An 18,348-nucleotide genomic window follows, 5' to 3' on the forward strand; every position below is an offset into this window, starting at 1 on the left:
TTCGACTTTATATGGGATTTTTTTAAGTTCGCGGAGGAATTTCTTAAGTTTATAAAACATTTTTTTGACTTCCCGCCATAATTTCACGACTTCCTGTTTTATTTCAAAAAAAAATAGGATACTAGTGATAGTATCCTCATGAAGGTTTCGGTCTTCTTTCTAATATACGTATAAAATTTCCCCAATAGAAAAATAGCAAATAAACATAGGCAATAGCCAATAGTAGTGCTAAGATCAGTAAAGAATGATCTAGGAACAAATGAAGCATTAAAATATTGGCTATGATTGGTGCTAAGATCGCAATCGTCAATGGGACAAACTGGTTAGTTAAGAGTAAAGTTCCACAGATAATCTCTAACGACTTTTCAACGACTAATAAATATTTAAATTCGAACAGTGCCATTGCTTCAGGGCTAGTGGCTATGAATGGTTCCAGACCAAAGATAACAAAATAACCATTAACACCCGCAACCAAGAAAACAATACCTAAAAACACTCTGCATACATGCATCGTTATTTTTTTCAGCTCGAGCACCCCCCATTTAAGTCTATTCGCAAGTCGTTGAAAAGAATCCTACTCTAGCTTTAATTTGACGATCACTTTGAACAAGTCTCCATCTGTCTCGATTTCTAATACGCCATGGTGAAGTTCAACAATCGATTTAGCTATAGCTAAACCAAGGCCCGCTCCATCTGTATGGCGTGATTTGTCCCCCCGCTTGAAACGCTCAAATAACTCTGCCTCATTGTCATTTAGTTCATATTTGGAGACATTTTTAAATATAATGACACCTTTACTATCCGACTTAGATACGGAAATATATACACGTGAATGTTCAAGTGAATATTTTAGGATATTACCGATTAAATTTTCAAAAACGCGCCATATTTTTTGCCCATCGACCATTGCATAAATTGGTGTCTCTGGCTGTGTGATACGGAATTGGAGATTAGATTCCTCTATTTTGTCATCATACTCCCCAAGTGCTTGTTGAAGTAATTGAACAAGGTCTACCTTTGTCAGGTGAAGTTCCACATTACCACTAGCCATTTTAGAAACCTCGAACAAATCATCAATGAGTACTTTTAACCTTTTTGATTTACGATCAAGTATGTCTAGATAAGCATTCCGCTCATCCTCCGATAGTTCTCCTTGTTTAAGAAGATCGGTATACGTAATAATCGATGTTAGCGGAGTACGAAGATCATGACTGACGTTTGTTATAAGCTCTGTCTTAAGACGCTCACTTTTAATCTGTTCACTCTCTGACTTTTTTACACTTTCTATTAAGCCATTCAAATTATTGGCTAGTGCCGCCAAAACTGATTGGCCAATAACCGGAATATCGCCATTCAGTGTCGCACTTTCTTCCAAAATTCGATTGAAGTACCCTGCCTTTTTCACTAACATTACTACTAGTGGAAAACCGATGACTACAGCGGCCACAAAATATATGCCCCAAGCAACAGGGTGAATAAATATGGTGATTATTCCCGCTCCTAAAACAAACACTAGTCCAAGTATGAGGAACAATTGGGTCCCCGTTTTTCGGTTTAGGAAAGCCTCTTGAAGTATATAAACTGCTCGTTTCAACATCGAATTCTGAGCTGCCTTTTTCCACCCAGATCTTTCACGGAATAAAAGTATCCCTTGAGCAGCTGTTAATCCAACCGGTATAACAGCCATTGTCAGTGCTATCCATGCCCCCATCCCTTGCGTGGGCAATTCGTTCGCACATTTCACTATAAACAGTCCTCCACACACGGCTGTAAAGAGGAAAAATCCACCACGTACATCGATTGGAAGTTTATTATAAAAGAACACTGCTTTCCCATTTGTAAGCCCTGCCAATTCCTTTGTGTACCTAAAACAGAAAATTAAAGAAATGATACTCAATACAACAAAAATCCAGATAATAAGTTGTGATTGGCGATAGTCACTATATGCCTTCATTATAGGACTTGAAGCCGATAAGGATTTGGGAACTGCAATTTTCCCCTCGTACCACCCCTCTTGATTATTTATCTGAAAAATTCGTTCTTGATCGGAAACTTGATGATGGAATTGCTCTATTCCATAAATCGTATAATCTGTGATATATTGCATTTTTTCGCTAGTCATCTCGGTTTCTTGCGATTCATGCGGTAAATTTGAGTAGACTTCCTTAGTTTGCGGATTGGTAAAAAAATAGTGAAATTCTTGACTGGCATTTTCTAGCTTTCGTTGGAGATCCTCGATCATTTCTTCTCTTTCTCCAACGATTTTTTCGCTCACAAAATCATCACTAGTAAAAATCTTCTCCATATCCTCGATTTTCTTGTCTCGCTCTGCAATAATAATATTTTGTTTTGTATGTTGGAGTTGATTTAGTCTTGCGTTGTATTCTTTTTTAATGTTTTTAACTTCCTCATCAATATCTCCATAGCGGGCGCGGTACTCTTTAATGTCTTCATCCGTAACCGTTAGCACTACTTCCCTATCGAGATTGTTCATATTAGATATGTAAAGAAAATAAGCAAATTGATCAACCTCCTCTTGGAAACTAGGAGTCTTAAAATAATCCCAATAAATGTACTCCTTTCCAAAAGAAAAAAGGATATAGATCCCCGTTAAACCAATGGTTAGGGAAATGGACCATATCAACATTATGAAGCTACTTTTCCATTTTGTAGCCAATCCCCCACACCACCTTTAAGTACCTTGGATTTTTCGGATCAATTTCAACTTTTTCGCGAATCTTTCTAATATGGACAGCCACTGTGTTTTCTGCGTTATAGGAAGGCTCATTCCAAACCCGTTCATAGATTTCATTAATAGAGTAAACTCGTCCAGCATTTTGCATGAGCAGTTCGACAATTTTATATTCAATCGGGGTCAGCTTCACTTGTTCTCCATGAAGAGAGACCTCCTTCGCCAATGAATCTAGTTCTAGGCCATTTAAATGGATTGTTTTCGAAACTCCTTTAAAGGTGCCTAATGTCACATATCTCCGAAGTTGTGATTTTACACGGGCGACGAGTTCCATTGGGTTAAATGGCTTCGTCACATAGTCATCTGCCCCCACTTGAAGCCCAAGTATTTTATCCGTATCCTCACTTTTCGCGCTCAAAATGATAATCGGGATATTCTGCTTTTCACGAATTTTAAATGTGGCCGAAATCCCATCAAGCCGCGGCATCATAACATCTAAAATAATTAGATGAACAGTTTTCTCCGCTAAAATTTCTAAAGCTTCCACGCCATCCTTTGCCTTCAGCACAGTAACGCCTTCATTTTTCAAGTAAATTTCAATCGCCTCGCGAATTTCCTGATCATCATCTACAACAAGAACATGATATGTATTGATTTTATCTTCACCTACTTTGTTAAACTGTCAGATAAATAGGGACCGTTAAATGTTCCTATCGCTATTATACCGCTCATCTTTTTAATAATCAGATTTAAATAAAAATGGCGATGTCAATAAATTAAGAGCAATTGTATACGATAAATCTTAATATTTATGGAGGAATTTTCTTAAGAGTTTCTTAAGATTGGAGGGGGTTTTTAAAAGTTTCGAACGTATCGAGCTTTCCTGAGGAATTTCGCAGTTCTTGATTTGGACTTTTTTGAGGGAACTTCGTAAGTTCGTAGAACACTTTTTCGATTTTCTCTATAATTTTTTGACTTCACATGATAATTTCGCGAGTCTCTAAAACACATAAAAAAGAAGATGTCAATAGTAGCATCTTTATCCCAAAATTGATTTTAAATTGATAACTTATTCGAAGAATCTGAAATACCCATGGTAATATCATCTTTCACTTTAAACGTTAATTCCATATCCGTAAGTAATAGCCCTTCATCAATCCTTAGCCTTTTCATTACCGCCTCAAACCTACGCATCTCTTCTCAATGATATTGGGATTCTTACGACTAGTATGAAGAACATACAATTCACGGGCAGGGTTTTCACGATGGAGTACTTGATAGGCCTTCATTGCTTCTGGAGAGTTAGAAAATTTCTTCAAGGGCACAATTTCTTCTAGAATACGTTCGCTTTCACCATTTGTATATGCGTGTACTGCTTCAATTAATACCCATTGCTTTGGGAAAGCTTGACACACATCCTCCCATTTCATTTGAGTCACCTCCAAACTATCTTACAAATATAATATCACGTAGCTTGTCTATTTTAGAAGCGTCGGTGGGAAACTATTTCTCTCACTTCCATTGCTGTTCAACTTATACAGTAATGTATTAATCGGTAATGGTTAATCCCACTCCCTCTTTTATAACTTAAACAGCAGATGCGATATGCCACCGTGATAACTCTTTATTAATCCCTCTTTTAATCACCCCACCGAAATTTCCCTTGGATAATAAACGATTCCAAATGGAATAATATTCCCTGAACGTTACTATATAAAGGAGAATTACTATGAACTTTAAACATATCACAGTTGCTGGAAGTGGCGTTTTAGGAAGCCAGATTGCGTTTCAAACAGCTTACAAAGGATTTAATGTATCGGTCTATGACATTAATGATGAAGCACTAGAACAGGCAAAAGGGAGATTTATTAATTTAAAAAAGCGGTATCAGGAAGATGTAAGTGCTACAGAAGAAGAGGTTAATAACGCTTATAATCGCATTTCACTTTACTCTGATTTGGCAAAAGCAACTGCAGATGCTGACCTTGTGATTGAAGCGGTTCCTGAAGTGGTTGAAATTAAAACGGACTTTTATAAGAAGTTAGCATCGGTAGCACCTGAAAAGACGGTATTCGCAACGAATTCTTCCACATTGCTTCCTAGTCAATTTGCGGATGCGACAGGTCGACCTAAAAAATTCCTTGCTTTACATTTTGCGAATGAAATTTGGAAAAACAATACGGCAGAAATTATGAAACATCCAGGGACAGATCCAGAAGTATTTGATAAAGTGATCGAGTTTGCGAAAGCAATCGGCATGGTGGCTTTACCTTTACATAAAGAGCAGCCAGGTTATATTTTAAACTCCTTGCTCGTCCCTTTATTAGATGCTGCTCAATTACTTTTACTAAAAGAAATTGCTGATGCTGAAACAATCGACAAAACGTGGATGGTTGGAACTGGGGCACCCCTTGGTCCTTTTGCCATTTTAGATGTAGTTGGCATAAAAACAGCTTATAATATCACCGAAGCAAAGGCAAAAGCTACAGGTAATCAAGATTATGAAAAATTGGCTCAGTTATTGAAAACTGAGTATATTGATAAAGGAAAACTTGGCAGAGAAACAGGAGAAGGATTCTATAAGTATCCGAATCCAAGCTTCGCTAGCGCTGACTTTTTAACGTAATGCAACCTTCATTAAAGGCGAACCTATATTAAGAGGCTCGCCCCCCTTTTTTCCTACCAATTACTCATACCTTCTCTTAACTCTAAGGAGATTATTAAAAAATTCCTTGCTTTTTACTATTCCAAGCCCTAAAAATATAGTATAGAATAATTACACTGTCAACGAACCCCTACTGAGATAAAACGTTTCAGTAGGGGCTTGAGGCTACCAGTTCAGGTCTTTTCGTTGAAACAACGAGTGACGCTCTGAGTGGTAGTTCTCAAACCACTGTTTTTGGTCGGTACTGATGTACCACTTGCACCACCCCAATAGGAGCCGTACAAGCCCCGACACGAAAGTGTCGAGTACACACGGATGGTTGACGCACCCACTATACCATGCGCGAGGCAACGGTTTTACGTGTTTCCCATACTGGTGCTTGGATATTTTACGTGACAAAGCTTTTTCTTGTCACAACCCGATATATCCAGTTTTCAAGGAACAATGTATAGGGATATCTTACCACAGAACAAACGTTTTGGCTACCGCCAACCGACATTCATCTCCACCTGAATGATTGGGCTTCGCCCGTAACATCAATCAGATGGAGCCTTCTGTCGGAAAATGATAAACTATCTAAAAATAATGCCAGCTAAATGATATAATATAGAGAAGTACATTTTTTTGAAGAGTAAGAATTAATCCAATCCATAAATCATAGATTACAAGAGGAATTTATAATGACAAATAAAAAGATTTATATACTTCTGACGGATACTGGTACATTACTTACTAGAATGATTAGGCTGTATACTAGAAAGACTTACAACCATGCCTCCATTTCTTTTGATCAAAAATTATCGGAGGTATATAGTTTTGGTAGAATTAGAGAGGAAAATCCTTTCATCGGCGGATTTGTTAGAGAAAATATTCAAAATAACATGTTTAGACAAGCTAATTGCCGTATCTATTGTTGTACAGTTTCGGAAACAAAAATTCGAAAGATGAAGACGTATATTCAAAAAATAGAATTAGAGAAACAGCGCTATAATTATAATTTACTAGGATTATTCGCAGTTATGTTCGACATGCCGATAAAAAGGGAGTATGCCTTCTTTTGTTCACAGTTCGTAGCAAGTGTATTAAAAGAAGGAGAAGTCACTCATTTTAATAAGCCAATTTCATTAATAACTCCCTATGATTTAATAAAAATGGAAAACCTGGAATTGGTTTATGAAGGTAAGTTAGGTCATTTTCGGGAAAATATGGATGCATTGGAATCGAAGCCCTATGTCATTTCAATTTGATTTACTTGCACTTTTCCTACATGTTTATAACCTAAAAAAGGCGGAGTAATGCTAGGATCACTATTAAGGATCTTAGCATAACTCCGTTTTTCATGTTGATTATCAGGAACTTATGTTCTATGATGTTAGTATGGAGGCGTTCGGAATGAGACCTAATTTAACAAAAGATATTAGTGTGGAAAATTTTAAAACTTTCTATTGGTTAAAAGAAGAATTACAATCTTTTTGCAGGGAGAATGGATTAAGTACATCAGGCTCAAAGATAGAAATTTCCGATCGGATTGAAACATTTCTTCAAACAGGCGAGATAACAAAACCAATCAGAAAATCAAGAATTAGCAAAAAGGAAGATCTCCCAACAAATCTGAGCCTTGATACAGTCATTAAGGAAAACCATCGTTGCAGTCAAAATGTAAGAGCCTTTTTCCAGACTGTCATCCCAAAATTTCACTTTTCTACGTTTATCCAAAATTACTTTAAAAATAGCGTTGGAAAAACGTATCGCGATGTTGTAGATGCTTGGCATGAGGAAGAAGAACGGAAAAAGGATCCTTCATACAAGAAAAGCATTGCACCTCAATTTGAATATAATCAATTTTTCCATGACTTTTTTGCGGATCCGGAAAATCAAGGGAAAGGTCGGGAAAACGCGATTGAAGCTTGGAATAAAATCAAGAAACTTCCTGGAAGCAATAAATATTCTCGTAAATCCATCCAAGATTCATGAATCTTTACTTAATCTAGAATTTGGAATGATTACCTTTATATAAGCTCCACCTTCTGGACGATTTTGGGCGGAAATTGAGCCGTTATGTTTTTTTACGATCATAAATGCAATATAAAGGCCCAAACCAAAATGGGTTCCTGTTCTCGATGGATCTTCTCGATAAAACTTGGTAAACACTCGTTCTGGTCTTTCGTTTTGAAAGCCCGGTCCATTATCTGTTATTTCAAAAGCAATAAGATCTTCAACGACCGTTGTTTTCCACAAAATCTCTCCATTTTTTGGAACATAGCGAATACTATTGATTACAATATTATCCAATACTTGCGATATTCGCTGTGGATCGATATTAACATTAAGATGCGACGATTCAATGTTTATTGCAGTTGTAAAGGAAATATTTTTATCCTCGCAAAGAATATCGTATTCATTGGATTTATTCTTAATAAACTCCTCTATATTGACCGATTGAAATTCAATTGAAAATTGAGGTTGATCAATAATGGATACGGTGTTCAACTGATTCATTAATTGAACCGCTCTTTCCGTGCTTGTAAAAATGACTTGTAAATAACGCTCTAATCTTTCTTTATCGTTTACACCACCATTAAGCAATCCTTCCACATGGCCATGGATGATCGTTAGTGGAGTCCGAAGATCATGAGCAATCGCTGCGATCATTTCCTTACGCTCTTCTTCTATTTGCCACTGACGCAATAGTGAGTCCTTTAAAGCAACCCTCATTTCCTCAAATGCCGCCACTAACTGCTGTAATTCTTGTACCGTTTCAAACTCTAATAATTGGAAGTCTAAATCGTGATTTTGAACTTTCTTTACACCATCCATTAAAGATTGAAACGGCCGTTCCATTTGCTTACTAAACTTCCTTCCTATTAAAAAGGAAAATAATGAAAAATACACAAATGGGCAAATAAAAGAGACGAATCCAACTAAGACAATGAGAATTCCTAATTGCGGATTAGAAGCTGCAAGCGTCAGTTTATACCGAAAACCGATCGCCCCGATGAAATCACCATCTTGACTAAACACAGGGTAAAATTGAATTATATTATTTCTCATATATAAATTTCGGTTAAAACTTTCCATTAATTCTTTCTCATTATGAATATAAGCTTTCGCTGAAGAACCATATAACAGTTCCCCGTGTTTATCCAAGACTTGATAATCCATTCCCTCTAATGGAATCCGCTCTTCTAACTCTTGTTTCGTATCTTCTAATAATAATTTTTCCTGCAATTGTTCCACATACTCGAGGATACTTGGAATCTGACTTTCATAATAATTGGCAGGTTGCAACTTATTATTGTAAAACAAAAAGATCGAAAAGATAATTCCCCATGTCAAAATGGTCGCGCCCATACTAAGAAATAATATTTTATAAAATGTTGTTACAACCTGCCTGCGAATAGGTCTTACTGCTTTTCCCATTTATACCCTACTCCCCAGACTGTTGCAATATAAGATTGATCTTTGCTAACACTTGCTAATTTTGCACGAATTTTTTTGATATGCTCCGTCACCGTTGATGAATCACCTTCTGCATCATAGCCCCAGATCTTTTCATATATTTGTTCACGGGAAAAGACTTGCCCAGCATGAAGTGCTAGTAATTTGATCAACTCAAACTCTTTTGTAGTAAAAGTAATTTTTTCTTGTTGATAAAAGATAGAATATCCATCCAAATCAATTGTGAGATTCCCAAAATACAAATGTTTCGCTGCTTTTCTGGCTTTTCTTTGATCATGCCGTAAATGAGCGATAATCCGCGCATGTAATTCTCTCATACTAAAAGGTTTCACTAAATAGTCATCGCCACCAACTAATAAGCCGTTAATTCGATCTTCTATACTAGTTTTTGCACTTAAAAAAATGATTGGACAGTCGATATTACTCCGGATTCGCTCACATAACTCGAAACCATCCATCCCTGGCATCATGACATCCAAAATAATGAGATCAATTTCATCTGTTAGAAATTTTAATGCTTCTTCACTATTGTAAGCTGTCAATACGTCATAACCTTGATCTTGAAGGGAATCTTTCATGAACGCAACAATATCCTGTTCATCATCCACAATTAACACCTTTGTCATCGTATGCTCATCCCATCCATTGTTTCTTTTTCCAAATTCCTATATTCATCATACTACTAATCAAAATAATGAAAAGTAAGCTTACATAAAACGGAGATTGAGATTCACCAAGCACTTTGAATATAGAATCCGTTGTTAAAAAGTAATCAAAGACATCATGAATATATAGACTTCCGACAAGCGTAACGACTGTTCCAGCATAAGCCAAAATTGGATTAGGCATGATCATACTAATTAAACTGCATAGGCCAATAACCGCAATGATGATGACGAAGGCAATTCCATAGAACCCTAATGTGTATAGCGCCCCTGTAAATGGATTCATTACACCTGTTTGATAAAAGGTTGTTTCTTCAACATGAGGCATACACAAAATACCGAATACCGTAGCAACTACCCACGTAAAGATCATCATCCCTAAAAATATACTGATTTGAACAAACCATTTTGCTAACAATACTTTTATTCTATTTTGCGGCCGGATTAGTATTAACCTTAAAGCCCCAGAAGAATACTCACCATTAAAGCTGTCGACAACAAACATCGGAATTAAGACAAAATACATAAAAATTCCGAGTTCTCTAAGGAAGAATGGTGCTGTATTGATTGAATTTAGCTGGACTGCATGTTCCGGATTGTAAAAGCTCATCCCACCCATCGCGTATAAAAAGAAGCATTCAAATGCTAAAACGAAGATGAAAATAAGTAAACCAATCATCGTCTTTTTTCTTTTAAATGTCCGCTCATATTCACTTATTAGAAGGTTTTTCATAAAATCATCCTTTATATATAAATATCTTTTTTTCTTGTTACGAAATAGATTAGCAGCTGAAATAAAATTAGATAGCCTACTAAGATCAAGAACATCCACTCAAGAAGATTAGATGTCTCCGCCAGCATCATCGTGATTCCTTCCCATTGAATCATTGGGATGGACGTGAAAAATATTTTTATAGTTTTTTCGATTCCTACAATAGATTGGAACAGCTGAATAAAGTTAGGGTAAGCGAAACAAATCAGCAAATATCCCACACTTACACCGAGTGCTGTTGTCATCGTTTGCGAAATGACAGCAAAAAAGAGGATCACACCGCTTATTGAAATTAATGTTAGAAAGGCTATACCGTAAAATTTTAAATTATACAGTACCCCTTCTAACCATGTGACAGGATCTTGATGATAAAACTGCGGATATGTGTCTGGGTTAGAAAACATTAGGAACCCAATACCGTAACAAACAAGGCAATAGACAAGTAAATAGAGAAAAAGGTAACTGACTAACACGACATACTTAGCAAAAACAATTTGCTGAAACGATTTCGTCCGTGTCAACACCATTCGTAAAGATCCGGATCGATATTCTTCTGTTACGATCAGTGCCGCAATGATAATCGCAACAAGATTAAAAACAGTCATTAACATTTCTGAAAGTCCAAGTATTGGAAAGTTCCCTGCTACCGTATATTGCGGAAGATCTGGTGTATAGGTTTCATTTTGTTGCTGGCAAAATCTTGCGGCCGCATAAACCATGATGGGAATCGCCATCAGTAACAGCCATGGTATTTTTCGGTTCCACAACCTTTGCCATTCTGTAACTACTACTGTCTTCATTTGGACACCAGCTTAATAAACAGTTCTTCTAAATCTTGCTCATGGTCTAGCTTTCCTTTCCAAACTAATTCTCCCTCACGAATAATCAAAATTTGATCACATATTTTCTGTAATTCATCGAGAAGGTGACTGGAAATAAGGATCGTTTTGCCATATTGATTTTTTAAAGTAAGAATCAATTCTCGCAATTCCCGCATTCCCATTGGATCAAGCCCATTTGCCGGTTCATCCAAAATAAGCAATTCAGGATCGCCGAGCAAGGATTGCGCAATCCCAAGTCTCTGTTTCATCCCTAATGAATAGGTCCGTACCTTTTCATCCGCTCTCGTCTCAAGTCCAACAATCTCCAATACTTCTTTCACCTTTTTGCTTATCTCTGTCTTTGACAGGCCATGGAGCCGAGCTAAATTTCTTAAGTTATCGCGTCCAGTCATATAAGGAAAAAAGATCGGTGATTCCACAATCGCTCCGACATTTTTTAACGCAGGTTCACGTGCTGTAACCACACTTTGATTTTGAATGAGTAAATCGCCTTTCGTTGGGCGAATAAGCCCCGTTAACATGCGAATAAATGTCGTTTTCCCCGCTCCATTGGGACCAAGCAAACCACAAATGACACCTTTTTCGACTTGAAATGAAACATCTTTAATTAAATACTTACCTCGGATTCTTTTGGTAACATTGCTACATTCTAAAACATTCTTTTTCAATTTCATCCCTCCATAGGGAGAGTGTATAAAACAAATATAAAGAGTTTATAAAGTTTACGAATTTTTTATAAAAACGGATTTCTTTGGCAATATTGAGCTTAAAAATGATCTCTATATAAACGGATCATTTTTCCCTTTTCACTATGAATTGTAAATTATGAACGCTAACTTATATTTGAGTTCGAACTAATCAAACGTTTGATTAAGATTTCCCCCTCATTCACCTACCCGCACATATCAGGAAATATGGTCCGACCCTCAATCTCATTGGTAGGTATTGCCAAGTATTAGTTATAATGTTTGGCTATATATAAGGGTTAAATGGGCTATACCACTACGCCTGTGTCATTGGCAGTTTTAAAGGGCAACGCTGAGCGTAGTCTACTGTAAACAAGGAATGGTATGCTGTTAAAAGGGTTAATGGATCATTAACAACATTTTCGCTATAGCTAAATTAGTACGGCTTTTTCAAAACACAAACAGTTAAAGGAGAAGATCTATGAGTTTATTCCAAAGCGAAGTAAAAGTAATTTTCTTGGATGCTGGTGGTGTACTTTTTGATACCTTTTTTAATGATGATGGCAGGATTAGATATCTATTGACGGAGAGAGGTTACCAAAAAACGCAGATTGATGCGGCTATTAAGAAAGCAGATAAAACTGAAGGAAACCTTATTACCAATTGGAATGAGGAAGAACAATACTACAAGCGTAAGTATACGGCAATTGCAGAGGAACTCGGGGATCTGGAATTAACAAATGAATTATTATTCTTCGCCCATTTTGCTGGTCACTCTAAGTTGTTTCCGGAAGTAAAAGTAGTGCTCGAGGAATTAAGTAAAAAGTATCAATTAGCGGTTATTTCAAATGCCATGCCAAGCATGGACTGGATATTTGATCGATTAGGAATTCGTAAATACTTTGATTCTATTATTCTTTCTGCTTTTGTTAATGAGGAAAAACCCGGCAAGGCAATCTATAATAGGGCTCTCCAACAACTTCAAGCAAAAAGAGAAGAAAGTATATTTATTGATGATAGAATTGAAAATATTACGGGAGCCGAACGAGTTGGAATAAAAGGTCTTCATTCAGATAGGGACAAGTTCAATCTGAGGGAATTACTGATAGAACAAAAGCTGTTGTAAGTTCTGATTACAAATCTATTGAAGCACTTGCAGGAGTAGCAAATCTAGGAGATCAAATCACTCAAAGTAAAAAAGTGTATGAATTTAAAGAGTGGGACGGATTTCATGTCTCCATCCCACAAAGCGATGATTTATGACTCAAATACATAAACCGGACCATGCCAGCTATCGCTTTGAATAATTTCTTCTTTATGTATACAGCTATTTGTATATTCATGGATAATTCTCTTCCAAAACATTTGCGCCGGCAAGTTACCCGCTGTCTGTCTAATCTCCCACATTCCTTTATATTTTTGAAGAAGTGAATAGGCGACCTTTTTCCCACACCTTTCCTCCGGAACTTTCTCATTATAAAAAAGTCACTTATTACATTCGTTTTCTCCGCGTTGCTTAATTTCGTAAATTCCTTTGGGACATCAAGACTTACCAATGCAAATCCCGCCAACTCTCCATCGGCTTTCACCAAGTATGGGCGTCGATAATCATCGGTCCATTGATGATCCAAATATTTATACAAATATAAACCATGCTTAGTTAAAACATGACCATCGAATTCACTGCTATCATAACGATATAATTGCATTAGATTCTGAAGAATCGTTTTGTCTTCATATGGAATTAGTGATAAAGTGATTTCCATTCCGATACCCCCTTATGGTCGTTTCCAGGATCCAGACTTGCCATGATACATTGCTCTGTTAGACAATCAATACCCGCCATTCACACACTTCCGTCATCCCCAGATTTTTATATACATTCCGCGCCACCGGATTACTATGAAATAAGTACGGATATTTACCTTCATTAAGAAGCATGTCAAATAAGCCAATTAAAACTTCTGTTCCATAGCCCTTTCCACGAAATTTCGGATTCGTAAAGACACCAATAATGATGGCGCTCTTTTCCCCTTCTCTAATTGTTGCGGCCGAAGAAACCATTTCATTGTTCATGCTTATATATACTGTGCGATCTTTCGTATTTTTTAATCTATCACTCTCCTGCTTAATATAATCACTTTTACTTTTCGGAAGACTTCCGATAAATTCATCTGTTAATAAAAATAAATCATATTGCATGCCAATTTCTTTTCCAGTCTGCACTGTTTTTATTGCTATATCTGGGTATTTTCTAGTAACCGCGATATTTTTCACGACCCCCATATGAGATAAAGTGTCACTTTTCACGTTAATGTAAGGTATGAACTTACTCATTAACTTGCTAGGCCCTGATAATTTGCTGAACGTTAATGTTTTTAAAATTTCTTTATATCCATCGACATCACGATCTGTATTTGAATAATAGGTAACATTATTAAAATTATTGAGCAGGATTGAAACTAAATTTCCGTTTTCATCATATTCTCCAAATACTTTCAGATGTTCACCTTGATAATTTTGCGTAACTAAATCATTGATAATAAATTGATAGTTGTCTATTTCTGCGCCAAATAGTCTAATAACCTCTTTGTGATTTGAACTTGTTAGCTGAACAATACTCAAAATTTCACCCCCATTTTAGAAGAAGGATTTACATACATTTTTTTATATCTAAAATAGCCTGCAAGTGCATTCCTTCATGAAAAATAGTTCGGATTAACACTTGCTCAATCGTATGCATTCCCATTTCAGTAGGAGGGAACTCTTCTTCCAATCTATTACCGTACATCTCTCTAATTTTTGCAGTCTGCGTCTCTAGTAGACTTTTTAACTCCTCAAAGGAAGGTGTCTCTGAATCAAAGTTAGCAGGAGAAGTGCCAAACCCGAACCAAGATTGGAGTTGTTCCGAAACCCCGCTCTTTTCTTTCGTTACAGCCTCGATCCATAGATATTGATCAAGGTAAATATGCCCGAGGTTCCAGCGAATGTTGTTATGAAATCCTTTAGGTATAATCTCTGCGCCCTCGGAAGTAACATCCTCTAGTACGCCTAAAATATAGCCTCGATAAGTCTCCAATTGTTTAAATAATACTTCATGACGCTGGTTCATCCGATATTCTCCTTTTATTTTCGATTAACAACATATTCGATAAAATAAGTTCTCTTCCTGCAAGGCTTTTAGACTTATCAAACGGTGAAATTAGTGATTGCTTTCGAGAGCACACTTCCTTATAATGTTTTTAATACATTCATTCAAGCAATGAAAAGGAAAGTAAGTAAGTGGATTTTTATAGAGAGCTTCTGTTGGTGGAAATGAAGCATTTGAACCTTACTGAAAATGGCCTTGGAGCTTTTCGTACCGAGCAATTTACTTGTTAGGCTATGACGAGAAGACACTCGTTATAACAGTAGCGGTATCTCTTTTTGAAGACGTACTGACTGAGGCATATAATGTGAGTTATATGTGAATTTAGGTGGTAACACGAGTATTTCGTCCTAATCTTTTATAGATTAGGGCGTTTTTTTATACACATTTTTAGGAGGGATTAAGATGACCGTATTAATTGGCGGGGCTTGGCCGTATGCAAATGGTTCATTACATTTGGGGCATATTGCAGCTTTGTTACCTGGAGATATTCTCGCTCGCTATTATCGACTTAAGGGAGAAAACGTGTTGTATGTTTCCGGTAGTGATTGCAATGGAACACCGATATCCATTCGAGCTAATCAGGAAAATACAACAACTGAGGCCATTGCTACGAAGTACCATAATGAGTTTGTTGATAGCTTTCAAAAGCTAGGTTTTTCATATGATTTTTATACACGAACAGATGCAAAACATCATCATGATGCTGTGCAAGAAATATTTTTATCATTACTTCATAACGGTTTCCTTTACAAAAAGGAAATAGAGCAAGCCTATTGTGAAACTGACCAGCAGTTTTTGCCTGACCGTTTTGTCGAGGGAACTTGTCCAAATTGTGGTGCTAATGCTAGAGGTGATCAATGTGATCATTGTTCAACCATTTTAGATCCGCTCGATTTATTAGATAAACGCTGTAAACTCTGTGGCCATGAGCCTGTTATACGAAAAACAGAGCATTTTTATTTTGCATTTAGTAAGCTGCAATCGGATTTGGAGAAATTTGTATCGCAAGCGGAACAGGAACACCGCTGGCGCGCAAATGCCACCCAATTAACGAAGCGCTATTTAACAGAAGGTGTACCAGACCGAGCCGTTACACGGGATTTACCACATGGCGTCCCCGTACCTGTTGAAGGTTTTCAAGACAAAAAGATTTATGTATGGATTGAAGCTGTAGCTGGTTATTTAACGGCTACGATGGAGTGGGCAAAACAACACGGCGAAAGACTAGAAGATTGGTGGAATGAAGACACTCGTTTTTACTATGTTCATGGGAAAGATAACATTCCCTTCCATACGATTATCTGGCCTTCTATTTTGATGGGCCTCCATAATAAGGGGTTACCTACACAGATTATCTCAAATGAGTACTTAACATTGGAAAAACGGAAACTTTCAACAAGCCAGAATTGGGCTGTCTGGGCTCCTGACTTTTTAAAAAGATATGATCCCGATTCTATTCGATATTTTCTTACGACTAATGCTCCCGAAAGTCGCGATGCAGATTTTTCTTGGCGTGAATTTATCTTTAGCCATAATAGCGAGCTCCTCGGTGCCTACGGGAACTTTGTCAACCGCACACTGAAGTTCATCGAAAAGTCATTTGATTCACAAGTACCTCTTGGCCAAATTGATGGAAAAATAAAGGAGAGAACGGCCTCACTTTATCATACAACAGGTGCTCTCATTGAATCAGGGAATATGAAGCAAGCGCTAGAAGGTATTTTTGAGTTTATCCGCTTCTCCAATAAATACTTTGACGAACAAAAGCCTTGGCTACAAATAAAGGAGCACACCCCTTCCGCTAGAGATACATTACGGACCTGTAGCTATATTATTTTGAATTCAGCCCAGCTATTGGAGCCCTTTTTGCCCTTTACTTCTCATCAAATTCGGCAGATGCTGCAAGTACCGCTTATTTCTTGGGAGGTAACGGAGGATCTACCCGTTCAAATTACGAAGATCAAACCTTTATTTGAACGAATCGATACTTCGTTAATAGATGAAGAATATGAGCGACTTGTTAGAGGACAAATTCATTGAGATGGAGAGGTTGAACATTCCCTCCATCTTCTTAAAATCCTACTTATCTAGTTATATTTATGTAGTATTGATCTAGAAATGAAGGAATTTAGTAAGATGCGGAAAGTCTAAGGTGAAGGAGATATTTAGGTTCAGCGCTATAAAGGATCTTGTTCTCCATAAAACACTTTAAGCGCCCAGCCCGTATTTGAATGGTAGCAAGCTTCAATGAAAACAGCTTTATCATTCTCAGAAATGCTATATAATACAATCGCGATTTTTGGCAGAAACCTCCTACTTCTATAATTTTGATTAAAACTTCGGCCAGTAGTATACTTATACGTTAAAGCTCAATATTATTATCGTAAGGAGATCATACTATGGGAAAATTAGGTGGCAAAGTTGCAATTATTACAGGTGGAGCACGCGGAATGGGCGCAGCTCATGTGCGTAGATTCGTTGAGGAAGGCGCTAAAGTCGTCATTACTGACATCCTTGTTGAAGAGGGACAAGCCTTAGCAAATGAATTCGGCGATAATGCAACATTCATTAAACATGATGTTACGAAAGCAGCTGATTGGGAGACTGTTGTCGCTGAAGCTGAGAAAGCATTCGGACCTGTGAACATTCTAGTCAATAATGCCGGTATTAGTATGAATAAGGGTCTTTTAGACATTACTGAAGAAGACTACAGAAGAATTGTTGATATTAACCAAGTTTCCGTATTCCTTGGTATGAAAACTGTTGTACCTTCGATGCAAAAAGCTGAGGGTGGCTCAATAGTGAACATCTCCTCCATTAATGGACTTGTTGGTGGTGCAATTGGGTACACTGATACAAAATTTGCCGTGCGTGGAATGTCAAAAGCAGCCGCTCTTCAATTGGCCCCTACTGGAATCAGAGTGAATTCCGTTCACCCTGGAGTCATTGAAACACCAATGATTTCACAAGGTGATTCAAAAGATGCAATTCAAGAGTTTGCCAAGTTTATTCCAAATAGAAGAATTGCCAAACCTGAGGAAGTAACAAATGTCGTTTTATTCCTAGCATCTGATGAATCAAGCTATTGTGTAGGTGCTGAATTTGTTGTAGATGGTGGAATAACAGCGCAATAATGTGGATCTATGAACTATAATAAAGGTAACGATTCCGAGTTGAATCGTTACCTTTTCTTCTTCATTCTTCACACAACGGGAACGATTCGGGCACATTCGTTACCGTTCCTTCTTCTTTCTTCTCACTACGGGAACGATTCGGGCACATTCGTTACCGTTCCGTCTTCTTTCTTCTCACCACGGGAACGATTCGAACGCATTCGTTACCCTTCCGTCTTCTTTCTTCCCAATACGGGAACGATCCGGAGCTAATCGTTTACCCCGACTTGATAAATTCCTTCG

The 18,348-nt window shown here is 37.3% G+C and carries 19 protein-coding genes and 1 other annotated feature; of the genes, 7 read left to right on the top strand and 12 right to left on the bottom strand.

Annotation, left to right across the window (positions count from 1 at the left end):
• Positions 1–136: 136 nt before the first annotated feature.
• From BN1243_RS12920 to BN1243_RS12935, 4 genes are all read right to left on the bottom strand, one after another.
• Complete coding sequence (locus tag BN1243_RS12920) at positions 137–535, bottom strand: hypothetical protein (protein WP_326569835.1); 399 nt, start codon at positions 533–535, stop codon at positions 137–139.
• A 39-nt stretch (positions 536–574) separates the two neighbouring features.
• Complete coding sequence (locus BN1243_RS12925; protein WP_062107431.1) at positions 575–2,677, bottom strand: sensor histidine kinase; 2,103 nt, start codon at positions 2,675–2,677, stop codon at positions 575–577.
• The gene (locus BN1243_RS12930) at positions 2,655–3,347 is read right to left on the bottom strand and encodes a response regulator transcription factor (protein WP_062107433.1); all 693 of its coding nucleotides are present in this window, start codon (positions 3,345–3,347) and stop codon (positions 2,655–2,657) included. Before BN1243_RS12930 ends, BN1243_RS12925 begins: the two co-directional genes overlap by 23 nt.
• Positions 3,348–3,864: 517 nt before the next feature.
• On the bottom strand, positions 3,865–4,122 hold the full coding sequence (locus BN1243_RS12935; RefSeq protein WP_062107435.1) for a hypothetical protein: 258 nt from the start codon (positions 4,120–4,122) through the stop codon (positions 3,865–3,867).
• Between the two features lie 299 nt (positions 4,123–4,421).
• Between BN1243_RS12935 and BN1243_RS12940 the strand changes: the two genes are divergently transcribed.
• From BN1243_RS12940 to BN1243_RS12950, 3 genes are all read left to right on the top strand, one after another.
• Complete coding sequence (locus tag BN1243_RS12940) at positions 4,422–5,318, top strand: 3-hydroxyacyl-CoA dehydrogenase (RefSeq protein ID WP_062107437.1); 897 nt, start codon at positions 4,422–4,424, stop codon at positions 5,316–5,318.
• Positions 5,319–6,037: 719 nt separating this feature from the next.
• On the top strand, positions 6,038–6,604 hold the full coding sequence (locus tag BN1243_RS12945) for a hypothetical protein (protein WP_062107439.1): 567 nt from the start codon (positions 6,038–6,040) through the stop codon (positions 6,602–6,604).
• A gap of 145 nt (positions 6,605–6,749) precedes the next feature.
• Positions 6,750–7,331 (top strand): DUF6434 domain-containing protein, encoded by a 582-nt coding sequence (locus BN1243_RS12950; protein WP_062107441.1) that lies wholly within the window; start codon positions 6,750–6,752, stop codon positions 7,329–7,331.
• On the opposite strand, the gene BN1243_RS12955 is transcribed toward BN1243_RS12950, so the two are convergent.
• From BN1243_RS12955 to BN1243_RS12975, 5 genes are read right to left on the bottom strand one after another with little or no spacing between them, the layout of a single operon-like run.
• On the bottom strand, positions 7,326–8,777 hold the full coding sequence (locus BN1243_RS12955; RefSeq protein WP_062107443.1) for a sensor histidine kinase: 1,452 nt from the start codon (positions 8,775–8,777) through the stop codon (positions 7,326–7,328). The two genes, BN1243_RS12950 and BN1243_RS12955, sit on opposite strands and share 6 nt — an antisense overlap.
• Entirely contained in the window at positions 8,762–9,442 is a 681-nt protein-coding gene (locus tag BN1243_RS12960; protein WP_062107445.1) for a response regulator transcription factor, read from the bottom strand. The genes BN1243_RS12955 and BN1243_RS12960 overlap by 16 nt, the downstream gene beginning before the upstream one ends.
• Before the next feature lie 7 nt (positions 9,443–9,449).
• A complete protein-coding gene (locus BN1243_RS12965) occupies positions 9,450–10,214 on the bottom strand; it encodes an ABC transporter permease (RefSeq protein WP_062107447.1) in 765 nt (254 codons plus the stop codon).
• Between the two features lie 11 nt (positions 10,215–10,225).
• The gene (locus tag BN1243_RS12970; protein WP_062107449.1) at positions 10,226–11,053 is read right to left on the bottom strand and encodes an ABC transporter permease; all 828 of its coding nucleotides are present in this window, start codon (positions 11,051–11,053) and stop codon (positions 10,226–10,228) included.
• Positions 11,050–11,763 carry an ABC transporter ATP-binding protein gene (locus BN1243_RS12975; RefSeq protein WP_084781908.1) on the bottom strand — a complete coding sequence of 238 codons (714 nt, stop codon included), beginning with the start codon at positions 11,761–11,763 and terminating at the stop codon, positions 11,050–11,052. The genes BN1243_RS12970 and BN1243_RS12975 overlap by 4 nt, the downstream gene beginning before the upstream one ends.
• Before the next feature lie 499 nt (positions 11,764–12,262).
• Between BN1243_RS12975 and BN1243_RS12980 the strand changes: the two genes are divergently transcribed.
• Positions 12,263–12,907, top strand: coding sequence for an HAD family hydrolase (locus tag BN1243_RS12980; RefSeq protein ID WP_062107453.1), 645 nt, complete (start codon positions 12,263–12,265; stop codon positions 12,905–12,907).
• 103 nt (positions 12,908–13,010) lie between these two features.
• On the opposite strand, the gene BN1243_RS12985 is transcribed toward BN1243_RS12980, so the two are convergent.
• Genes BN1243_RS12985 through BN1243_RS12995 form a run of 3 tightly spaced genes read right to left on the bottom strand, consistent with a single transcriptional unit; the run spans position 13,011 to position 14,893 of the window.
• Positions 13,011–13,547 (bottom strand): GNAT family N-acetyltransferase, encoded by a 537-nt coding sequence (locus tag BN1243_RS12985; protein WP_230200200.1) that lies wholly within the window; start codon positions 13,545–13,547, stop codon positions 13,011–13,013.
• A gap of 58 nt (positions 13,548–13,605) precedes the next feature.
• The gene (locus BN1243_RS12990) at positions 13,606–14,406 is read right to left on the bottom strand and encodes a GNAT family N-acetyltransferase (protein ID WP_062107457.1); all 801 of its coding nucleotides are present in this window, start codon (positions 14,404–14,406) and stop codon (positions 13,606–13,608) included.
• 28 nt (positions 14,407–14,434) lie between these two features.
• Positions 14,435–14,893 carry a DinB family protein gene (locus tag BN1243_RS12995; RefSeq protein ID WP_062107459.1) on the bottom strand — a complete coding sequence of 153 codons (459 nt, stop codon included), beginning with the start codon at positions 14,891–14,893 and terminating at the stop codon, positions 14,435–14,437.
• A gap of 141 nt (positions 14,894–15,034) precedes the next feature.
• Positions 15,035–15,285 (top strand) — a binding site (T-box leader).
• Between the two features lie 49 nt (positions 15,286–15,334).
• On the opposite strand from BN1243_RS12995, the gene metG reads away from it, so the two are divergent.
• From metG to BN1243_RS22675, 3 genes are all read left to right on the top strand, one after another.
• Positions 15,335–16,972, top strand: coding sequence for a methionine--tRNA ligase (gene metG, locus BN1243_RS13000; RefSeq protein WP_062107461.1), 1,638 nt, complete (start codon positions 15,335–15,337; stop codon positions 16,970–16,972).
• A 359-nt stretch (positions 16,973–17,331) separates the two neighbouring features.
• Entirely contained in the window at positions 17,332–18,066 is a 735-nt protein-coding gene (locus tag BN1243_RS13005) for a glucose 1-dehydrogenase (RefSeq protein WP_062107463.1), read from the top strand.
• A gap of 9 nt (positions 18,067–18,075) precedes the next feature.
• A complete protein-coding gene (locus BN1243_RS22675; protein ID WP_230200201.1) occupies positions 18,076–18,318 on the top strand; it encodes a hypothetical protein in 243 nt (80 codons plus the stop codon).
• Positions 18,319–18,348: the final 30 nt, after the last annotated feature.

Origin of the sequence: Bacillus niameyensis (assembly GCF_001375535.1) — a bacterium.
GTDB classification, from domain to species: Bacteria; Bacillota; Bacilli; order Bacillales; family Bacillaceae_C; genus Lederbergia; species Lederbergia niameyensis.

Coding starts and splice junctions, on each gene's coding strand:
- BN1243_RS12935 (WP_062107435.1), bottom strand. CDS start 4,122: ATGAAATGGGAGGATGTGTGTCAAGCTTTCCCAAAGCAATGGGTATTA.
- BN1243_RS12940 (WP_062107437.1), top strand. CDS start 4,422: ATGAACTTTAAACATATCACAGTTGCTGGAAGTGGCGTTTTAGGAAGC.
- BN1243_RS12945 (WP_062107439.1), top strand. CDS start 6,038: ATGACAAATAAAAAGATTTATATACTTCTGACGGATACTGGTACATTA.
- BN1243_RS12950 (WP_062107441.1), top strand. CDS start 6,750: ATGAGACCTAATTTAACAAAAGATATTAGTGTGGAAAATTTTAAAACT.
- BN1243_RS12955 (WP_062107443.1), bottom strand. CDS start 8,777: ATGGGAAAAGCAGTAAGACCTATTCGCAGGCAGGTTGTAACAACATTT.
- BN1243_RS12960 (WP_062107445.1), bottom strand. CDS start 9,442: ATGACAAAGGTGTTAATTGTGGATGATGAACAGGATATTGTTGCGTTC.
- BN1243_RS12965 (WP_062107447.1), bottom strand. CDS start 10,214: ATGAAAAACCTTCTAATAAGTGAATATGAGCGGACATTTAAAAGAAAA.
- BN1243_RS12970 (WP_062107449.1), bottom strand. CDS start 11,053: ATGAAGACAGTAGTAGTTACAGAATGGCAAAGGTTGTGGAACCGAAAA.
- BN1243_RS12980 (WP_062107453.1), top strand. CDS start 12,263: ATGAGTTTATTCCAAAGCGAAGTAAAAGTAATTTTCTTGGATGCTGGT.
- BN1243_RS12985 (WP_230200200.1), bottom strand. CDS start 13,547: ATGGAAATCACTTTATCACTAATTCCATATGAAGACAAAACGATTCTT.
- BN1243_RS12995 (WP_062107459.1), bottom strand. CDS start 14,893: ATGAACCAGCGTCATGAAGTATTATTTAAACAATTGGAGACTTATCGA.
- metG (WP_062107461.1), top strand. CDS start 15,335: ATGACCGTATTAATTGGCGGGGCTTGGCCGTATGCAAATGGTTCATTA.
- BN1243_RS13005 (WP_062107463.1), top strand. CDS start 17,332: ATGGGAAAATTAGGTGGCAAAGTTGCAATTATTACAGGTGGAGCACGC.
- BN1243_RS22675 (WP_230200201.1), top strand. CDS start 18,076: ATGAACTATAATAAAGGTAACGATTCCGAGTTGAATCGTTACCTTTTC.